14 protein-coding genes are annotated in these 18,738 nt (G+C 61.4%); 10 read left to right on the top strand and 4 right to left on the bottom strand.

Annotation, left to right across the window (positions count from 1 at the left end; all coding sequences use genetic code 11):
• The first annotated feature begins 90 nt into the window (after positions 1–90).
• From topA to rpmG, 6 genes are all read left to right on the top strand, one after another.
• Positions 91–2,766 (top strand): type I DNA topoisomerase, encoded by a 2,676-nt coding sequence (gene topA, locus FKV68_RS06895; RefSeq protein WP_180940798.1) that lies wholly within the window; start codon positions 91–93, stop codon positions 2,764–2,766.
• A gap of 2 nt (positions 2,767–2,768) precedes the next feature.
• On the top strand, positions 2,769–5,138 hold the full coding sequence (gene rnr, locus FKV68_RS06890) for a ribonuclease R (RefSeq protein ID WP_180940797.1): 2,370 nt from the start codon (positions 2,769–2,771) through the stop codon (positions 5,136–5,138).
• Positions 5,139–5,179: 41 nt separating this feature from the next.
• The gene (locus FKV68_RS06885; protein ID WP_180940796.1) at positions 5,180–5,635 is read left to right on the top strand and encodes a DUF983 domain-containing protein; all 456 of its coding nucleotides are present in this window, start codon (positions 5,180–5,182) and stop codon (positions 5,633–5,635) included.
• Positions 5,632–6,348, top strand: coding sequence for an NUDIX hydrolase (locus FKV68_RS06880; protein ID WP_180940795.1), 717 nt, complete (start codon positions 5,632–5,634; stop codon positions 6,346–6,348). Before FKV68_RS06885 ends, FKV68_RS06880 begins: the two co-directional genes overlap by 4 nt.
• A gap of 13 nt (positions 6,349–6,361) precedes the next feature.
• Complete coding sequence (locus tag FKV68_RS06875; RefSeq protein ID WP_180940794.1) at positions 6,362–7,546, top strand: MFS transporter; 1,185 nt, start codon at positions 6,362–6,364, stop codon at positions 7,544–7,546.
• A gap of 93 nt (positions 7,547–7,639) precedes the next feature.
• Positions 7,640–7,807, top strand: coding sequence for a 50S ribosomal protein L33 (rpmG, locus tag FKV68_RS06870; RefSeq protein ID WP_153436600.1), 168 nt, complete (start codon positions 7,640–7,642; stop codon positions 7,805–7,807).
• Between the two features lie 656 nt (positions 7,808–8,463).
• Here the strand turns inward: rpmG and FKV68_RS06865 are convergent.
• Both FKV68_RS06865 and FKV68_RS06860 read right to left on the bottom strand, forming a co-directional pair.
• Positions 8,464–9,831, bottom strand: coding sequence for a PleD family two-component system response regulator (locus tag FKV68_RS06865; protein WP_180940793.1), 1,368 nt, complete (start codon positions 9,829–9,831; stop codon positions 8,464–8,466).
• Between the two features lie 17 nt (positions 9,832–9,848).
• Complete coding sequence (locus tag FKV68_RS06860; RefSeq protein ID WP_037382972.1) at positions 9,849–10,220, bottom strand: response regulator; 372 nt, start codon at positions 10,218–10,220, stop codon at positions 9,849–9,851.
• A 156-nt stretch (positions 10,221–10,376) separates the two neighbouring features.
• On the opposite strand from FKV68_RS06860, the gene FKV68_RS06855 reads away from it, so the two are divergent.
• The gene (locus FKV68_RS06855) at positions 10,377–10,649 is read left to right on the top strand and encodes a DUF3572 domain-containing protein (RefSeq protein WP_180940792.1); all 273 of its coding nucleotides are present in this window, start codon (positions 10,377–10,379) and stop codon (positions 10,647–10,649) included.
• Between the two features lie 2 nt (positions 10,650–10,651).
• Positions 10,652–11,308, top strand: coding sequence for a hypothetical protein (locus FKV68_RS06850; protein ID WP_180940791.1), 657 nt, complete (start codon positions 10,652–10,654; stop codon positions 11,306–11,308).
• A gap of 83 nt (positions 11,309–11,391) precedes the next feature.
• Here FKV68_RS06850 and FKV68_RS06845 read toward each other — a convergent pair whose 3' ends face one another.
• Entirely contained in the window at positions 11,392–11,979 is a 588-nt protein-coding gene (locus FKV68_RS06845) for a GNAT family N-acetyltransferase (RefSeq protein ID WP_180940790.1), read from the bottom strand.
• A gap of 75 nt (positions 11,980–12,054) precedes the next feature.
• Between FKV68_RS06845 and FKV68_RS06840 the strand changes: the two genes are divergently transcribed.
• Together FKV68_RS06840 and FKV68_RS06835 are read left to right on the top strand one after the other, a co-directional pair.
• On the top strand, positions 12,055–13,347 hold the full coding sequence (locus tag FKV68_RS06840) for a DNA polymerase IV (protein WP_180940789.1): 1,293 nt from the start codon (positions 12,055–12,057) through the stop codon (positions 13,345–13,347).
• A gap of 180 nt (positions 13,348–13,527) precedes the next feature.
• The gene (locus FKV68_RS06835; protein WP_180941433.1) at positions 13,528–14,754 is read left to right on the top strand and encodes a L,D-transpeptidase family protein; all 1,227 of its coding nucleotides are present in this window, start codon (positions 13,528–13,530) and stop codon (positions 14,752–14,754) included.
• A gap of 170 nt (positions 14,755–14,924) precedes the next feature.
• On the opposite strand, the gene dnaE is transcribed toward FKV68_RS06835, so the two are convergent.
• Positions 14,925–18,419 (bottom strand): DNA polymerase III subunit alpha, encoded by a 3,495-nt coding sequence (gene dnaE / locus FKV68_RS06830; protein WP_180940788.1) that lies wholly within the window; start codon positions 18,417–18,419, stop codon positions 14,925–14,927.
• Positions 18,420–18,738: the final 319 nt, after the last annotated feature.

The following is an 18,738-nucleotide window of genomic DNA, read 5'->3' as shown; positions in this document are numbered from 1 at the left end:
CCGCGCCCGAATCCCTGTCCATTTCGTGGCGTCAACATCCGGCGCGCAGCATTTGCGCTTCGCCAAAAGAGATTGTCTCAGAGAATGACGATGAATGTTGTAGTGGTGGAATCGCCTTCCAAGGCCAAGACGATCAACAAGTACCTGGGCCCCGGCTATAAGGTGCTTGCTTCGTTCGGCCACGTGCGGGACCTGCCGGCCAAGGATGGATCGGTGCGCCCGGACGAAGACTTCGAGATGTCCTGGGAGGTCGACGGCGCTTCAGCGAAACGCATGAAGGACATCGCCGACGCCGTAAAATCGTCGGACGGCCTGATTCTCGCAACCGACCCGGATCGCGAGGGCGAGGCAATCTCCTGGCATGTGCTGGACCTTCTCAAGAAGAAGAAGGTCATCGGCGACAAGCCGGTGAGGCGCGTTGTCTTCAACGCGATCACGAAAAAGGCCGTGCTCGATGCAATGGCCGAGCCTCGCGATATCGATATCTCGCTGGTTGACGCCTATCTCGCCCGCCGCGCCCTCGACTATCTCGTCGGCTTCAACCTTTCCCCCGTCCTCTGGCGCAAATTGCCGGGGGCGCGTTCGGCCGGCCGTGTGCAATCGGTGGCTCTGCGTCTCGTCTGCGATCGCGAAGCGGAAATCGAACGTTTCGTCACGGAGGAATACTGGAATATTTCGGCGCTTCTGAAGACGCCGCGCGGCGACGAATTCGAAGCGCGTCTCGTCTCCGCCGACGGCAAGCGGCTGCAACCAAGAGCAATCGGCAATGGTGACGAGGCCAACCGGCTGAAAGCGCTGCTCGATGGCGCGAGCTATGTGGTCGAGAGCGTCGAAGCAAAGCCGGTCAAGCGCAATCCGGCGCCGCCCTTCACCACCTCGACGCTGCAGCAGGCCGCCTCTTCCAAGCTCGGGTTTTCCGCCTCGCGCACGATGCAGGTGGCGCAGAAGCTTTACGAGGGCGTTGACATCGGTGGCGAGACGGTTGGTCTCATCACCTATATGCGTACCGATGGCGTGCAGATGGCCCCGGAGGCAATCGACGCCGCCCGCCGGGCGATCGGCAGCCAGTTCGGCGAACGGTATCTGCCGGAAAAGCCCCGCTTCTATTCCACCAAGGCGAAAAACGCTCAGGAAGCACACGAAGCCATCCGTCCGACGGATTTCAACCGCACACCCGACCAGGTTCGCCGCTTCCTCGACGGCGACATGCTCAAACTTTACGATCTCGTCTGGAAGCGTGGTATCGCGAGCCAGATGGCTTCGGCCGAAATCGAGCGTACGACCGCCGAGATCATCGCCGACAACGGCGGCAAGAAGGCCGGCCTCAGGGCCACCGGTTCGGTGATCCGTTTCGACGGCTTCATCGCCGCCTACACCGACATGAAGGAAGATGGTGAGCAGGCCGATGACGGTGACGAGGGCGGTCGGCTGCCGGAGATCAACGCGCGGGAGAATCTCGCCAAGCAGAAGATCAACGCCACCCAGCATTTCACCGAGCCGCCGCCGCGCTACTCGGAAGCGACGCTGATCAAGAAGATGGAAGAACTCGGCATCGGCCGTCCGTCGACCTATGCCGCAACCGTCACGACCCTCCTCGACCGGGACTATGTGACGAACGACAAGCGAAAGCTGGTGCCCCAGGCCAAGGGCCGTCTCGTAACTGCCTTCCTGGAGAGCTTCTTCACGCGTTATGTGGAATATGATTTCACGGCGTCGCTGGAGGAGAAGCTCGATCAGATTTCCGCCGGCGACCTCAACTGGAAGGACGTCCTGCGCGAGTTCTGGAAGGACTTCTTCTCCCAGATCGAAGATACCAAGGAACTGCGCGTCACCAACGTGCTCGATGCCCTCAACGAGGAACTGGCGCCGCTCGTCTTCCCGAAGCGTGAGGACGGCAGCGATCCGCGTATCTGCCAGGTCTGCGGGACCGGGAAACTCTCGCTGAAGCTCGGAAAATACGGTGCGTTCGTCGGCTGCTCCAATTACCCGGAGTGCAACTACACGCGCCAGCTTTCCTCCGAAACCAACGGCGATGCGGAAGCGTCGGTATCGAACGAGCCGCTGAGCCTCGGCAAGGATCCGCATACTGGCGAGGAAATCACTTTGCGCAGCGGCCGCTTCGGACCCTATGTCCAACGCGGCGAAGGTAAGGACGCAAAGCGCTCGAGCCTGCCGAAGGGCTGGACGCCGGCATCGATCGACCATGAAAAGGCCATCGCGCTGCTGTCGCTGCCGCGCGACATCGGCGCGCATCCGGAAACCGGCAAGATGATCTCCACCGGTCTCGGGCGCTACGGACCCTTCGTGCTCCACAACGGCACCTACGCCAACCTGGACTCGATCGAGGATGTCTTCGCGATCGGGCTTAACCGCGCAGTTTCGGTGCTCGCGGACAAGCAGTCGAAGGGCGCCAACGGCTCCCGCGGACGTACCGCCGCGGCCGCACTCAAGGAACTCGGCGAACATCCCGACGGAGGCGCGATCACCGTGCGCGACGGGCGGTTCGGTCCCTATGTCAACTGGGGCAAGGTCAACGCCACGCTGCCCAAGGGCAAGGATCCGCAATCCGTGACGGTCGAAGAGGCGCTGGCGCTTATTGCCGAACGTGCGGCCAAGGGCGGCGCGACAAAAGGCAAGGCGACCAAAGCGAAGTCGACGACGGCAAAGGCCGCCAAGACCGCTTCGAACGGCGCGGCAAAACTCGCCAAGCCGAAGACCGCCGCCAAGGCAAAAGCGAAAACGGCCGCGAAGGCCAAGAAGGACTGACGTTGACCAGAATTCCGCGCGACCCGACCGAACGGCCCGGAAAGGGCGCAGGCAAGAAGAACGGCCGCGCGGCCAAGCCGGCACCTGCTGCCGAAAGGGAGACGATCGTTCACGGCGCGGTTCCGCCGCGCGATGTGCTGATGCGGTTCATCGCCGAAAACCCGCAGCAAGCCTCGAAGCGGGAAATCGCCAAGGCCTTTGGCCTGAAGGGAGAGGCACGCGTCGAACTGAAGGCACTGCTGCGCTCGCTGGAAGAGGACGGGCTGGTCGAGAAGAAGCGAAAATCGCTCGTGCGTCCCGGCGCTCTGCCGCCCGTCACGGTCCTCGACATCACAATCCGTGACATCGACGGCGAATTGATCGGCCGACCGGCGGAGTGGCTGGACGACGACGGCGTCGCGCCCGCGGTTCTCATCAAGCAATCCGCTGTCGGCAAGGCAAAGGGCAAGACACCCGTCGGCGGTCTCGGCGATCGGGTACTGGCGAAGATATTTCCTTCGAAGGACCGCGGCGGCCCTGCCTATACGGCCCGCATCATCAAGGTCCTCGACAAGCGCAAGGATGCCGTGCTCGGCGTCTTTCGCCCCACGCCTGGCGGCGGTGGACGGCTGATGCCGATCGATAAGCGCGGCGAAGAGATCCTGGTCGACCCGGATTTCACCAATAACGCTCAGGACGGCGATCTTGTGGAAGTGCATCTTGCCCGCGTCGGGCGGTATGGTCTGCCGCGCGCCCAGGTGCAGAACGTCATCGGCTCCGTTGCATCGGAGAAGGCGATCTCGATGATCGCCATTCATGCGCATGGAATTCCTTATGTCTTTTCCGAGCGGGTGCTGAAAGAGGCCGAGGCAGCACGCCCGGCGACGATGGAACACCGCGAGGACTGGCGCTCGCTGCCGCTGATCACCATCGATCCGGCCGACGCCAAGGATCATGATGACGCCGTCTATGCGGAGCCCGATCCCTCGCCCGACAATCCGGGCGGCATGATCGTCACTGTCGCGATTGCCGACGTCTCCTGGTATGTCCAGCCAAAGTCTGCACTCGACCTCGAAGCGTTGAAGCGCGGGAATTCGGTCTATTTTCCCGACCGTGTCGTGCCGATGCTGCCCGAGCGCATTTCCAACGATCTCTGCTCGCTGAAGGAAGGTGTCGACCGCCCCGCGCTCGCTGTCCGTATGCGGTTTTCGAAAGAGGGTCGCAAGGCCGGACACACGTTCCATCGCATCATGATGCGCAGCGCCGCCAAGCTTTCCTACAACCAGGCTCAGGCCGCGATCGACGGGGCGCCGGACGACAAGACCGGACCGATCCTGGAAACGATCCTCAAGCCGCTGTGGGAGGCCTACCGCATACTCACGCGCGGACGTGACCGGCGCCAGCCGCTTGAGCTCAACATGCCGGAGCGCAAGATCATCCTGAAGCCAGACGGCACCGTCGACCGCGTCTTCGTGCCGGAACGCCTCGACGCGCACAAGCTGATCGAGGAAATGATGATCCAGGCGAATGTCGCGGCGGCAGAGACGTTGGAACAGAAGCAGCAGGCGCTGATCTATCGCGTTCACGACCAGCCGTCGCTTGCAAAGCAGGAGACGCTTCGCGAATTCCTGGCGACGCTCGACATCTCCCTCGTCAAGGGCGGCAACATGCGCTCGAACCATTTCAACGGCGTCCTGTCGACGGCCGAGGGAAAACCCTACGAGACCATGGTCAACGAAATCGTGCTGCGCTCGCAAAGCCAGGCGATCTACAGCCCGGAAAATATCGGCCATTTCGGCTTGAACCTGATGAAGTATGCCCACTTCACCTCTCCCATACGTCGCTACGCCGATCTGGTCGTGCATCGCGCCCTGGTCACTGCGCTCGGCCTCGGCGCGGGTGGCACGACGCCGCAAGAGGAAGGTGCGCTCGACGATATCGCCGCCGAGATTTCCACATTCGAGCGGCGCGCGATGGCGGCCGAGCGCGATACGGTCGATCGGTTGATTGCGCATCACCTGAACGGTCGCATCGGCGAGGAATTCGACGGGCGCGTCTCGGGCGTCACCAAGGCGGGACTTTTTGTCACCCTCCCCGCCTATGGCGCCGACGGTTTTATCCCTATATCTACGCTCGGACGCGATTATTACATCTATGACGAGGCCCATCAGGCCCTGTCGGGCGAAAAATCCGGGCTCGGCTATCGTCTCGGAGATCCGGTGCGCGTCAAATTGGAGGAGGCCGTACCGCTTGCCGGTGCGCTCCGCTTCGAGATGCTGAGCGAAGGGCGCAAGATGCCAACCGCAACACGCTCTTTCCATAAGGCCGGCCGCCGTGAGCGGCCCGGTGCGCGCAAGCGACCGGGAACGCGGGCACCGCGAGGCAGGCGATAGCAGCCGACAGGGATGCAGTGTCGGACGTGAAGGATATCGGTATGAAGACTGCGGCCACCGAGGAGCTCCATCTTGGGGGAATGAAGGACGAAGACCGTCCCGTCATGCGCTCGATCAAGCGCGGCCTGATCGGCCGTTGCCCCGCCTGTGGCGATGCGCGCCTTTTCCGGGCCTTCATCAAGTCCGTCGATGCCTGTGCTGCGTGCGGCGAGCGCATGGATCACCATCGGGCCGACGACTTTCCGCCTTATATCGTCGTCACCATCGTCGGCCACGCTGTGCTCGCCGGCTATATGATGACCGACCTCTTGCTGCCGCTTTCCACCTGGCAGCATCTCGCGATCTGGGCACCGGTAACCCTTGCCAGCTCCCTTGCACTGCTGCAGCCGGTCAAGGGGGCCGTCATTGGACTGCAATGGGCCCTGAGGATGCATGGTTTCGGCGGCAAGGAGGATGCTCCGGAAGACGTCCTTCCGCCGCGAGACGCCTCGGCATGACGGCGGAGCGCCGCGATGGCAGCGCAGCTTCGCCGCAATCCCGCGCCCCGGGAAGCCGGCCCGTAAGACCGCGAGACGCCGCTTCCATCATGGTCCTGGACCGGTCCGACGCGCGCGTTCGCGTGCTGATGGGAAAGCGCCATAGCGCCCATGCCTTCATGCCCGACCTCTATGTCTTCCCCGGCGGCCGGCGCGATCCATCCGACCATCGGCTGGCTTTTGCAGGCGATCTCCATCCGGTCGTTCTGCAATCGCTGAAGTCGGTCGAAGGGCGGCCGCTGACCGATGCACGGGCGCGGGCGCTTGCTCTGGCCGCCTTGAGGGAGCTTTACGAAGAGGCTGGCGTCCGCGTCGGCAAGCCAAGCCTCGAGCCGGGTGCCGGACTTCCCTTCCTTCCCGATCTTGCAAACTTACGCTATATGGCTCGGGCCATTACCCCTCCGGGACACTCGAGGCGGTTCGACACACGTTTCTTCGCCGTTTTCGCGGATGAGGCCGACGTCGACGCTTCGATGATTCTGGAAAGCCGGGAGCTTCAGGATTTGCAGTGGATCGATGTGAACAACCTTCCACCCCTCCAAATACCGGAGATCACCGCCACGATCCTTGCGGACCTGAGGAGCAGCCTCGAATCGGATCCCTCCCTTCCTCGTGAAAGGTCAGTGCCGTTTTACTTCATGCGCCGTGGGCGCTTTGTCCGCATGCTCCTCTAAGGGTTCTTTTCGAATGTCAAAGCCGCCGTCCGGTACGCCTGCACCGGTTGACGAAATTCACTGGCTTTCGCTGATTGCGGCCGTTGCTGCAATCACGGCGGTCGGCATTGCCATCGGACTTGGGCTGCCGCTGCTCAGCATCATCATGGAGAAACGCGGAATCCCCTCGACGCTGATTGGGTTCAACTCGGCAATGGCCGGGTTCGCTTCCATGGCGGCCGCCCCGTTCACGACGAAGTTCGCGCACCGTCACGGCGTCGCGCCAACAATGCTCCTGGCGATAGTGTTTGCCGCAGCGAGCGCGCTCGGCTTTTACTACATTACGAATTTCTGGCTGTGGTTCCCCTTGCGTGTCGTCTTTCACGGCGCGATCACCGTGCTTTTCATCCTCTCGGAATTCTGGATCAACGCGACGGCGCCTCCAAACCGGCGGGGTTTCGTACTCGGTATCTACGGCACCGTGCTTTCGCTCGGTTTCGCGAGCGGTCCCCTGCTCTTTTCGATTCTCGGTAGCGAGGGGATATTGCCCTTCGCGGTTGGCGCCGGCGTGATCCTGCTTGCGGCCATACCGATCTATCTGGCGCGCAACGAAAGTCCGGTTCTCGACGAGAAACCCGAGCGGCATTTCATGCGCTATGTATTCCTCGTGCCCACGGCAACAGCTGCCGTCTTCATTTTCGGCGCGGTCGAGTCGGGCGGTCTCTCGCTGTTCCCGATCTTCGGCACGCGGGCAGGCTTTACCGAATCGCAGGCGGCGCTGCTGTTGACGGTGATGGGAATCGGGAACTTCATCTTCCAGATTCCGCTGGGGATGCTTTCCGACCGCGTGAAGGATCGCCGGACACTCCTCTCGGCGATGACGCTGATCGGCCTCATCGGCGCACTCTGTCTCCCCATGCTGGTCGAAAGCTGGGCCCTGATGGCCCTTGTGCTGTTGTTCTGGGGCGGATGCGTTTCGGGTCTCTACACCGTCGGCCTAAGCCACCTGGGTTCCCGGCTTCAGGGCGCCGATCTTGCGGCAGCCAACGCGGCGTTCGTTTTCTCCTACGCCGTCGGCACCGTTGCCGGGCCGCAGGTGATCGGCGCCGCCATGGACGTTACCGGCAACAGCGGTTTTGCCTGGGCGATCGCGGCATTCTTCGGGCTTTATGTTGCGCTTTCGGTGGTCCGGATCGTTTTGAAACCAAAACGGTCTTGACTTTTCGGTCGCGATTTGTAGTTTCGCGCCAACCTTGACCGTGGCCCGCAACCGGTTGTCCACGGCTTTCATTTCTATAAAGGCAGGACGACCATGGCGAAAGCTACCACCATCAAGATCAAGTTGCTGTCGACGGCCGACACGGGTTTCTTCTACGTCACCACCAAGAACAGCCGTACGATGACGGAAAAGATGACGAAGACCAAGTACGACCCGATTGCAAAGAAGCACGTCGAGTTCAAGGAAACCAAGATCAAGTAAGATCAGCGTTTCTGTCTGTTTAAAGCGCCGGGCCGCGAGGTTCGGCGCTTTTTCTTTGGGCTATTGCATGTCGCCTTTAATCGAAGCCGATTAAAGGACAAGAACATGCAGCAATTCAAAGTGCTACAGCGTTCTTTGCGCGTCTGAAAAGACGCGCGGCGCTGTGGTTGTCTTCAACTGCGGCTCCAAAAAGGGCGCCAGTCCCAGCGCCAAGTAGCTCTATCTTGCTGAACTGAAACGAAAAACGCCGCCTCTTGCGAAGCGGCGTTTTGAAAGGGGGTCGGCTGGCTTCCGACTGCGGCACGAGGAATCCGCGAGCATCGAGAACCAGCCGACCGACCCCACGACCCAGGAGATGCGGCGGACCTGAGCATCATGGGGTAACCGATTGGTGATGGAAGTCAGGCTTCCATGCGTATCAGCATTGCCTGAAAATAAAAAAAAATCAACGAATTCTTAATCGCCGGAACAAGGTTGCTCGGCGTTTGGTTAATTCTGTCTCATATTCGGACAATGCCGAATCCGCCGCTTATGGAAATGCTTTGCCCCAGCACCAGCGACGCAGCGGAGAATACAACTTTAAAGAAACTTAACAAGAGCCTGCAAAGAGCATTCTAATCGCCGTCGCGTGGCCGCTTTACTTGCTGCCCTCAAGGTTAGGCGGCTGCCGCCACAACCCTGTTGCGCCCGTTGTTTTTGGCCTGATAGAGCGCCATATCGGCACGCTTCAACAACGCTTCCGGCGTGTCGCCCTCCGCTCTCAGGCTGGAGATGCCGAGCGAAGCCGTGACGGAATGAACCGTATCAGCCTGAGGAATAGCGAACGCTCGGCTCTCAACCATCAGACGAAGGCGTTCGGCGACGATTGCCGCCATTTCCGGGGTCGTGTCCGGCATGACGATCACGAATTCCTCACCACCAAACCGGCATGCGAGGTCCGCACCCCGGACAGTCGCACGCACACGGTTGGCAAACTCGCGCAAGACCTCGTCGCCCGCATCGTGACCATAGGTATCGTTGATGTGTTTGAAGCGGTCGATATCGGTAATGCAGATGGAAAGCGGTCGACCGCGGGCCGCGGCACGGTCCATCAGCACCTTCAGATGATTGTCCAGATAACGGCGATTGTGCAGGCCGGTGAGATCGTCGGTGATCGCCAGCTCGATTGTCTGTTGGACGCTCGCCCGCAGCCGGTCATTGCAATGTTTCCGTCGGATCTGAGTGAGCGAGCGAGCCACAAGCTCATTGGGATCGACCGGCCGCATAACATAATCCGTTACGCCAAGCTCGAGCGCGCGCACGACCATCTCGTCGCGCCCCTGCTCGGTGACAAGCAGGATCGGTATGAAGCGTGTGCGCTCCAGCGAACGCAGTTGCGAGCACAGGCGCAGCGGATCGTAGTCGTCAAAATTCGCGTTGACGATGACGAGGTCGAAATTGCTTTCGGCCGCCTCAAACAAGGCCGCCTGAGGATCCGATATTACCGAGACGTCGGCGATCGGTTTCAGCGCGCGCAGAAGCCGCTCCTGCGATGACGCGCGCGCGTCGACCAGCAGAATGTTGCCAGGCTCGTCCGGGCGATCCGGGCGGGCGAGGTCCTGCAGGCCGATCGTGTGTGCCGTCTGCGCGCGAAGGCGCAATTCGTCGCTGACATTCTTCAATCGCACCAGGCTTTTGACCCGCGACATCAGCTGCAGGTCATTGACCGGTTTGGTGAGGAAGTCGTCGGCGCCGGCCTTCAGTCCACGCACACGATCGGACGGCTGGTCGAGCGCTGTCACCATCACCACCGGAATATGCGCAGTCCGGCTGTTCGCCTTCAGCCTCTCGCAGACCTCGAACCCATCCATGCCCGGCATCATGATATCGAGTAGCACCAGGTCCACGGGCGTCTTTTCGCAGATCGCCAAGGCCGATTGCCCGTCGCCGGCCGTCAAGACGTCGAAATATTCAGCCAGCAGCCGCGCCTCCAGGAGCTTCACATTGGCTGGTACGTCATCGACGACGAGGATACGCGCTGTCATCTCAATTTTCCCGGCGCTCAGGCATCGCCCAGATAGGTCTTTATCGTTTCGATGAATTTCGGAACCGAAATCGGTTTGGAGACATAGGCTTCGCAACCGCCCTGACGAATACGCTCCTCATCGCCCTTCATGGCAAATGCGGTCACGGCGATGACCGGAATGACGTGAAGCTCATCGTCTTCCTTGAGCCACTTCGTGACTTCCAAGCCGGAAACCTCGGGTAACTGGATGTCCATCAGGATCAGGTCGGGCCGATGCTTGCGCGCAAGCTCGAGCGCCTCCATGCCATTGCGCGTCTGGATCGTCTGATAGCCGGAGGCCTCAATCAGGTCGCGGAAGAGCTTCATATTCAGCTCGTTGTCCTCAACAATCATCACCTGTTTGGGCATGTCGATACCTTGCTGTCCGCCGCCGCCTTGCAAGTCCACTGAGGGCATATATGTTGCACAATCAACGACTCGGCCCATTTCCTCAGTCGCAAGGCTAGCGCTATTTGGTTGAAAAATAGGTAATTTCGGGCGAAAGATGACGAGAGATTCGACACCATGAAAAGCGCTGACGAAACAGCAATCGCCATCCTCGCTTGGCTCGCCAACGAACCGGAACTTCTGTCCCGTTTCCTCGCCCTGACCGGTACGGATCCCGATTCACTGCGCACGGCAATCGGCGAGCCGGGTTTCATGGGCGGCTTGATTGCTTTCCTGATGGACCACGAACCGACGCTGATGGCTTTTTGCGCTGCGACGCAAACGCAGCCGGAGGAGGTTGTCCGGGCGCACCACCTTCTGTCCGGCGCGTCGGACTTCGAGGACAGCTGAGCATGGCGGCCGACCGACCCGAAGGCGTCGTTCGTCTGGGGCACAGGCCCCTGATCGTCAGCGATGTCGATGAAGTCGCCCTTGAATTCCTGACACCGTTCAAACTCTTCCTCGAAAGCCGCCAGCACAGGCTGGTGCCCCGCTCCTTCCGCCTGACCGGCAACATCATCGATCTCAACAACGGCGAAGCAGCGAGCGAAGCCGCTGTGAAGGCCCTGCTCGACGCCTTCTACGATGCGCAGGAGCAGTGGCAGACACCGGCTGCGCAGGTGGTCAAGACGCTTGCGGAACTCTCCACCGAGGCGGACATCGTGTTTCTGACCGCGATGCCACCGCGGCACGCGGCCAGACGGCGCGCGCTGCTCGACGCCCTCGGCCTGCCCTATCCACTGCTCGCGTCTGAGGAGCCCAAGGGCCCGCTTGTCGAGCAGTTGCACGGCGGTCGGGAACTCCCTGTTGTCTTCATCGACGACATTCTGCGCAATCTCCACTCGGTAAGAGATCACGCACCTTCCTGTCTTCTCATAAACCTTATGGCGAACGCAGAATTTCGCGCTCTCGCCCCGGTGCCCGGTCGTGGCATCCATGCGGCTGCGGATTGGGCGGAGGCCGCGCCGCTGATCCGCGGTCACTTCCGACGCTGGGCGCCACGCAACTGAGCCGCGCTTCAAGCGGCTCTGCCGGCGCGCTGTCACTGCATCGCCCGCCGAAGCCAATGCACGCTGATTTACAGCGACCATGCTCATCGACTCAAATCCAATCGCATCAGTGGTCTGCCGTCCTTACGCCGCGCTACAGTCTCGAAACCGGCACGGTCAAAGATCGCCGTGGAGCCAATGCAGAGAGTCGCGGATTTCGATTGCTTGGCGTGGTCGATCGGGCATGCGTCGAGAAAGCGGGCGTGTCCAGCCCGCGCGTGGTCGATCGCTGCACCAAGCAGGCGGTGGCTCACGCCGTTGCCGCGCAGGCGCGGCAGAAGGAACAGGCAACTCAGCGCCCAAACCGATGGATCCTCGGCCTCGCGATCGCCAAGCGGTCGCGAGATCGTGCGCGGCGAATTGAATTGGGGAACGTCGTGGCGCGGGCCCAACTGCACCCAGGCGACCGGCGCGCCCTCGCTATATCCGATGATGCCGGGTGGTGGTCCGGCTGCGATCCGATCTTTGATGAAGCCCTTGCGCTCGTCGGAGGACATCCGAGTGCGGATGGCGTACGGCAGTCGCAGCGCGACGCACCAGCAGCCGCAGAAGGCGCCCTGGCGGCCGAAGAGCTGTTCGAAGTCCTGCCAGCGCCGCGCGGTGACCGGTTCGAATTCAAGGGTGATATCCAAAACGGCCTCCGATCTCCGCCTTGAGACTCAGTAGCCTAGAGGGTAAAGTCGCCGCGTTCAACATTTGTTCCGGATATGCCCGACAGCGCTGCATCGATTCCTGGCTTCTGCCGAGACTGCCTCAAGGAGCAGACTGCCGGGGCGCGACGGTGCTCCTCGTGTGGCAGCCCGCGGCTTCTTCGCCACTCAGAGCTCTACACGCTGACGCTCGCGCACATCGACTGCGATGCCTTCTATGCGTCGATCGAGAAGCGTGACGATCCGGAGCTTGCCGACAAACCCGTGATCATTGGCGGCGGCAAACGCGGCGTCGTTTCGACCGCCTGCTACATTGCCCGCATTCACGGTGTCCGCTCCGCCATGCCGATGTTCAAAGCGCTGGAAGCCTGTCCGCAGGCGGTCGTGATCAAGCCGAACATGGAGAAATATTCGCGCGTCGGACGTGAGGTGCGGTCGCTGATGCTGGAACTGACGCCGCTTGTGCAGCCACTGTCGATCGATGAAGCCTTCCTCGATCTCAGCGGCACCGAGCGGCTTCATCACGATCCACCGGCCCGAACACTCGCCCGATTCGCCAAGCGGGTGGAGCAGGAGATCGGCATCACCGTCTCGGTCGGTCTGTCCTATTGCAAGTTCCTCGCCAAGGTCGCCTCCGACCTGCAGAAACCGCGAGGATTTTCCGTCATCGGTCAGGCAGAGGCCGTCGACTTCCTGAAGGAGCGTCCGGTGACGCTGATCTGGGGCGTCGGCAAGGCCTTTGCCGCGACACTTGAACGCGATGGCATCCGCACGATCGGCCAGTTGCAGATGATGGAGGAGGCCGACCTGATGCGCCGCTACGGCACGATGGGCCAAAGGCTCTACCGCCTGTCGCGCGGCCAGGACGAGCGGACCGTAGAGACCGACGGGGAAGCCAAGAGCGTGTCGTCGGAAACCACGTTCAACGAAGACCTCTCACGCCCCGAGGAACTGGTGCCGTATCTGAGGCGGCTCAGCGAACAGGTGGCACTGCGGCTGCGCAAATCAGAGCTTGCCGGACAAACCGTCGTCCTCAAGCTCAAGACCGCCGACTTCAAGCTTCGCACGCGCAACCGGCGACTCGACAGCCCGACACGTCTGGCGGATCGTATCTTCCGCACCGGCCTCCAGCTTCTGGAAAAGGAAGTTGACGGCACGCGATACAGGCTGATCGGTATCGGCGTCAGCGACCTGTCCGCTCCCGGACTTGCCGACCCGCCGGATCTGGTGGATCCGGCAGCGACGAGGCGCGCTGCCGCCGAAGACGCCATCAACAAGCTGCGCGACAAGTTCGGCAAGACGACTGTCGAGACCGGCTATACCTTCGGCCACCGGCGTCGCGATCAATAGGGCGGACCGCATGTTTCCTTAAATCGGAGCCGAAAACACGCAGCAATTCAAGGTGCTGCGGCGACTTTTGTGGGTCTGAAAGACGCACAGCGCTGCAGGCCCGCTCGCAGTGATTGAATTCCTTAAATATTGGCGGATACGCTCGCTCGACAGGTCTTGCGTTGGAATGAGAGTATGGTTTTGCGTTTCACTCTCGGAGGCGGGTTCGCCCTCCTGCTGGCGTCGGCGTCGTCCGTCATTGCCGCCAGCGATGCACCGCTGCAGGTGATCGTCTCGACGCGGCAGCAATCGATCGTCGTCTATGACGGCAATGCCGTCGTAGCCACTTCGAAGGTATCGACCGGCAAAGCCGGCCATTCGACGCCGACGGGTATTTTCTCGATTCTCGAAAAGCGCCGCCACCACAAGTCCAACATCTATTCGAACGCGCCGATGCCGTTCATGCAACGACTGACCTGGTCCGGAATTGCGCTTCATGGCTCGGGCCACGTACCGAAATACCCGGCCTCGCACGGTTGCGTGCGGTTGCCCAGCAAATTTGCGGCGAATCTGTTCAAGATGACCCGGCACGGAATGCACGTTCTGATATCGGATCGACAGGTGGTTCCGGCCGAGATTTCGAGCGCCATGTTGTTCCAACCGAATCAAGCGCTTGAGGTAAAGCCGGCGCCTCTTTCCGACGTTCCCCTGCGTCCGGCGCTGAGCCAGAAGGAAAACAATCCACTCGAAGTGGCAATGATCAAGACGGCTTCCGTGCCGACCGCTTCCCGCCAATCGCCGGCACCGATCCGCATCCTGATCACCCGGCGGAGCGCCGGCGAGACGATCCGTGAGCTACAGATGCTGCTCAGCAGCCTCGGCTTTGATGCCGGCGTCCCAGATGGCTGGACCGGTCCCGCCACGCTTGATGCCGTACGCGCCTTCCAATCCGCCGAGGGGCTTCCACCTGACGGCAGAATAACGCCGGACCTGATCGACAAAGTGTTCCGCAAAGGCGGCCGCGAAAAGCCGTCGAACGGCATCCTCCTCGTGCGTCAACGGTTCCAGCCGCTCTTCTCCGCCGACGTCGACATCGAGCAGCCGGAAGCGGCACTGGGAACGCATTTCCTGCAGTTCCAGGATCATGACGGAGCAAGCGGCAGCGGCAAATGGTTTGGCGTTTCCCTGGAAAATCACTTGTCCGTGTCGATGAAAAAACGTCTCGGCATTTCCATCGACGCTGATGCTTCGGTGTCCAATGCGCTTCAAGCGACGCTGGACCGGCTATCTGTGCCCACTGGCGTGCGGGCACGGATAGCAGGTCTTCTCGTCGACGGATCGTCCTTGTCGATCTCCGATGCGGAGAGCGGACAGGAAACCGGCGAGGGAACGGATTTCATCACCGTCACACGCTCTTCTGCGCGCTGACGGCCCGGCTCGGGTTTTTTGAGACTACGCAACTCTGGACGGAAAACCAGGCTTTTCCCGAAATTGCCCTACAGCGCCGCGTGTCCTTCAGAACGCACAGAGGACGCTGTAAGTCTTTGAATTAGCGCATCGTACTTCCGAAAATCGATTCCGGCTTTCGGGCCGATGCGCTAGACAAGTTCGACGTCGACGACGCCGGGAGCCGAGCGCAGAGCCGCGGCGATCTCCGGCGAAATCCGGTATTTCTCGTTGAGCTCGACCTCGATTTCCCGCTGGCCGTTTTCCTTGATGACCACGAATGAAACGAGGCCGTCCCCCTTCGTGTTGAGATGGGAAGCGATGGAGCGTAGCGGACCGGCGTCGCGTACAAAAACCCGTAGCGCCTTCTGCATCTGAAGCGATTCCTCTTCGAGAGACCGCAGGGTCTGGATGCGAAGGCCGATTCCTTCCGGCCGCTCTTCAGCTGCTACCGTCATCACCAGCGATTTTCCGGGCTCCAGGAGATCGCGATACTGGTTCAACATCTCCGAGAAGAGAACAGCCTCGAACTGGCCCGACGCATCGGAAAAGGCGACGATCCCCATCTTGTTGCCGGTGCGCGTCTTGCGCTCCTGCTTCGAAGTCACCGTTCCCGCCAGACGGCCGGCGGTCGCCCCCTGCTTCACCGCCGCGGCGAAATCGGCAAATGTCTGCACCCGCATCTTGGCCAGCAGCTTGTTGTAGGTATCGAGCGGGTGGGCCGAAAGATAGAAGCCGAGCACCTGGAACTCCCGATGCAGCTTCTCGGAGGCGAGCCAAGGCGTGTAGGCCGGCAGCGCGATCCTCTCCGGTCCCGTGGCCGCACCGGCGCCGAACATATCGCCCTGGCCGCTCACCTTGTTCTCCTGCGCACGCTGGGCAAAGCCCAGAACCCGGTCGAGACCGCCTATGAGTTCGGCCCGGTCGTAGCCGAAGCAATCAAATGCGCCGGCGGCGATCAGGCTTTCGAAAACGCGCCTGTTCAGGAGCTTCGGGTCGATCCGCAGACAGAAATCCTCGAGACTCGCGAAGGGCCGCTCGCCGCGAACGGTAACGATATGCTCGACGGCCGAATCACCGACCCCTTTGATAGCGGCAAGCGAATAATAGATGCGGTTGTCGCCGGTCTCGAAATGGCGGAAGGAGGTCTGCACCGACGGCGCGATCACTTCGATACCGAGGCGCATGGCGTCCTGGCGGAAATCGTTGATCTTTTCCGTGTTGGACATATCGAGCGTCATCGACGCGGCGAGGAACTCGACCGGATAATGCGCCTTCATATAGGCCGTCTGGTAGGAGACGATGGCGTAGGCGGCCGCGTGCGACTTGTTGAAGCCGTAATTGGCGAACTTCGCAAGCAGGTCGAAGATCAGGTCGGCCTGGGGTTTCGACACCTCGTTCTTGACGGCGCCTTCGACGAAGCGGGCGCGCTGCTTGTCCATCTCCTCCTTGATCTTCTTACCCATGGCGCGGCGCAACAGATCGGCCTCGCCGAGCGAGTAGCCCGACAGCACCTGGGCGATCTGCATCACCTGCTCCTGGTAGACGATGACGCCCTGCGTCTCCTTCAGCAGATAATCGATCTTCGGGTGAATCGACTCGATCTCTTCCTCGCCGTGCTTGCGGGCGTTGTAGACCGGGATGTTTTCCATCGGGCCCGGGCGGTAGAGCGCAACAAGGGCGATGATGTCCTCGATGCAGTCCGGGCGCATGCCGATCAGCGCCTTGCGCATGCCCGCGCTTTCCACCTGGAACACGCCGACCGTCTCGCCGCGGGAAAGCATCTCGTAGGTCTTCACATCGTCGAGAGGAATGCTCGCAAGATCGATATGAATGCCGCGCTTGGCGACAAAGTCTACCGCGGTCTTCAGGACCGTCAGCGTTTTCAGGCCGAGGAAGTCGAATTTGACGAGGCCAGCCTGCTCCACCCATTTCATGTTGAACTGGGTGACCGGCATGTCCGACCGCGGATCGCGGTACATCGGCACCAGCTTCGAGAGCGGCCGATCGCCGATAACGATGCCGGCGGCGTGCGTCGAGGCATGACGGTAGAGGCCCTCGATCTTCTGGGCGATATCGAGAAGCCGAGCCACCACCGGCTCCTTCTCCGCCTCCTCCTGCAGCCGCGGCTCCTCTTCGATCGCTTTCGAAAGCGGCGTCGGATTGGCGGGGTTGTTCGGCACCAGCTTGCAGATCTTGTCGACCTGGCCGTACGGCATTTCGAGCACGCGGCCGACATCGCGCAGCGCCGCGCGCGCCTGCAGCGATCCGAAGGTGATGATCTGCGCCACCTGCTCGCGGCCGTATTTGGCCTGGACGTAGCGAATGACCTCTTCGCGCCGGTCCTGGCAGAAGTCGATATCGAAGTCCGGCATCGAGACGCGTTCGGGGTTGAGGAAGCGCTCGAACAGCAGCGAGAAGCGCATCGGATCGACGTCGGTGATCGTCAGCGCATAGGCAACGAGCGATCCCGCACCGGAGCCACGGCCGGGGCCGACGGGAATGTCATGCTGCTTGGCCCATTTGATGAAGTCGGAAACGATCAGGAAGTAGCCCGGGAATTTCATCCGTTCGATGACGCCGAGTTCGAACGCCAGCCGCTCGCGATAATCCTCTTCCTTGTAACCGGGCGCCATGCCGAGCTTCGCCAGGCGGTGCTCGAGCCCCTCCTCCGCCTGCCGGCGAAGCTCCGCAGCTTCCGCACGCTCTGCTTCCTCCGGATCCCCCGAAGCGCCGGTAAAACGCGGCAGGATCGGCCCGCGCGTCTTCAGCATGAAGGAGCAGCGCCGTGCGATCTCGATCGTGTTTCCCAGCGCTTCGGGAAGATCGGCGAAGAGCGCCGCCATCTCCTTGCGGCTCTTCAGATAGTGGTCCGGGGTCAGCCGGAAACGGCTGTCATCCGAAACCATCGCGTTGTGCGCAACCGCCATCAGAGCGTCGTGCGCGTCATAGTCCGCCGGCGCGGGAAAGAACGCCTCATTGGTCGCCACCAGCGGCACATCAAAGCGATAGGCGAGTTCGACCATGCGGCTCTCGTGCCGCCGGTCATAATTGCCGTGCCGCTGCAGTTCCAGATAAAGCCGGTCGCCGAAGAGCGCGATCAACGCCTTCAAACGGGTCTCGGCCAGAACCGGCGAGCCCGCCTTCAATGCGATGTCGATAGGGCCGCTCGCCGCCCCCGTCAGCGCGATCAGACCATCGGTCCCGCCCTCAGCCAGCCACGAGCGCGTTATTCGCGCCGCCTGGCTGCCCTCGCCGTCGAGATAGGCGCGGCTGACGAGGTCGACGAGCCTAACATAACCAGCATCGGTAGCGGCGATCAACACGAGCGACGGCAGCTTCGCAAGCTGATGATGATGACCGCGCCGTTCGGCTTCCGCCTCGTCTTCCATGTCGATCGACAACTGGCAGCCAATGATCGGCTGCAAGCCGTCATCCGCCGCCTTCTGTGAAAATTCGAGCGCGGCAAAGAGATTGTTGGTATCGGCAATACCGATGGCCGGCTGCTCATCCGCTACAGCCTTGCCGATGACTTTCTTCAGCGGCAGCGCGCCCTCGAGCAGCGAAAAGGCCGAATGCACACGCAAGTGTACGAACTGCGGGTCCGTCACAGTTGCGCCCTGCCCAAGGCTCACGTCATTCGCCATCGTTGCACTCCGATTCCCGTTCGGAGCAGAGGATATCCCGTTTCCGGTCCCTGATGTCCAGCGCAACGGCTGGGACCGCCTTCTTTTTCAACATTGCGTCCGAGGCAGCACAGATTCGACGCGGCCGCGCCCTGCGAAGCCGCCCCGGCGCAGAAGGATCACAATCCGAGCGCAATCACCGAAATGCTGGCGATGAACAGGCTCATGGAGGCGAAGGCGGCGAGATCACGAACGAAATCAGTCATAATATGGCTCCTTTCCGCTATTGTTTTTCTTTTGTTCTTTTTTTGTTCCATAGTCAAGCAAGGCCGCATAAAAG

It is taken from the genome of Sinorhizobium mexicanum (assembly GCF_013488225.1).
In the GTDB taxonomy this organism is placed as follows: Bacteria; Pseudomonadota; Alphaproteobacteria; order Rhizobiales; family Rhizobiaceae; genus Sinorhizobium; species Sinorhizobium mexicanum.
The sequence above is the reverse complement of the archived record's forward strand: the minus strand, read 5'-3'. Positions and strand labels throughout refer to the sequence as shown.

Excerpts from the sequence above, each read along its gene's own strand:
- topA (WP_180940798.1), top strand. The coding sequence starts at position 91 with ATGAATGTTGTAGTGGTGGAATCGCCTTCCAAGGCCAAGACGATCAAC.
- FKV68_RS06885 (WP_180940796.1), top strand. The coding sequence starts at position 5,180 with ATGAAGACTGCGGCCACCGAGGAGCTCCATCTTGGGGGAATGAAGGAC.
- FKV68_RS06880 (WP_180940795.1), top strand. The coding sequence starts at position 5,632 with ATGACGGCGGAGCGCCGCGATGGCAGCGCAGCTTCGCCGCAATCCCGC.
- FKV68_RS06875 (WP_180940794.1), top strand. The coding sequence starts at position 6,362 with ATGTCAAAGCCGCCGTCCGGTACGCCTGCACCGGTTGACGAAATTCAC.
- rpmG (WP_153436600.1), top strand. The coding sequence starts at position 7,640 with ATGGCGAAAGCTACCACCATCAAGATCAAGTTGCTGTCGACGGCCGAC.
- FKV68_RS06865 (WP_180940793.1), bottom strand. The coding sequence starts at position 9,831 with ATGACAGCGCGTATCCTCGTCGTCGATGACGTACCAGCCAATGTGAAG.
- FKV68_RS06860 (WP_037382972.1), bottom strand. The coding sequence starts at position 10,220 with ATGCCCAAACAGGTGATGATTGTTGAGGACAACGAGCTGAATATGAAG.
- FKV68_RS06855 (WP_180940792.1), top strand. The coding sequence starts at position 10,377 with ATGAAAAGCGCTGACGAAACAGCAATCGCCATCCTCGCTTGGCTCGCC.
- FKV68_RS06850 (WP_180940791.1), top strand. The coding sequence starts at position 10,652 with ATGGCGGCCGACCGACCCGAAGGCGTCGTTCGTCTGGGGCACAGGCCC.
- FKV68_RS06840 (WP_180940789.1), top strand. The coding sequence starts at position 12,055 with ATGCCCGACAGCGCTGCATCGATTCCTGGCTTCTGCCGAGACTGCCTC.
- dnaE (WP_180940788.1), bottom strand. The coding sequence starts at position 18,419 with ATGGCGAATGACGTGAGCCTTGGGCAGGGCGCAACTGTGACGGACCCG.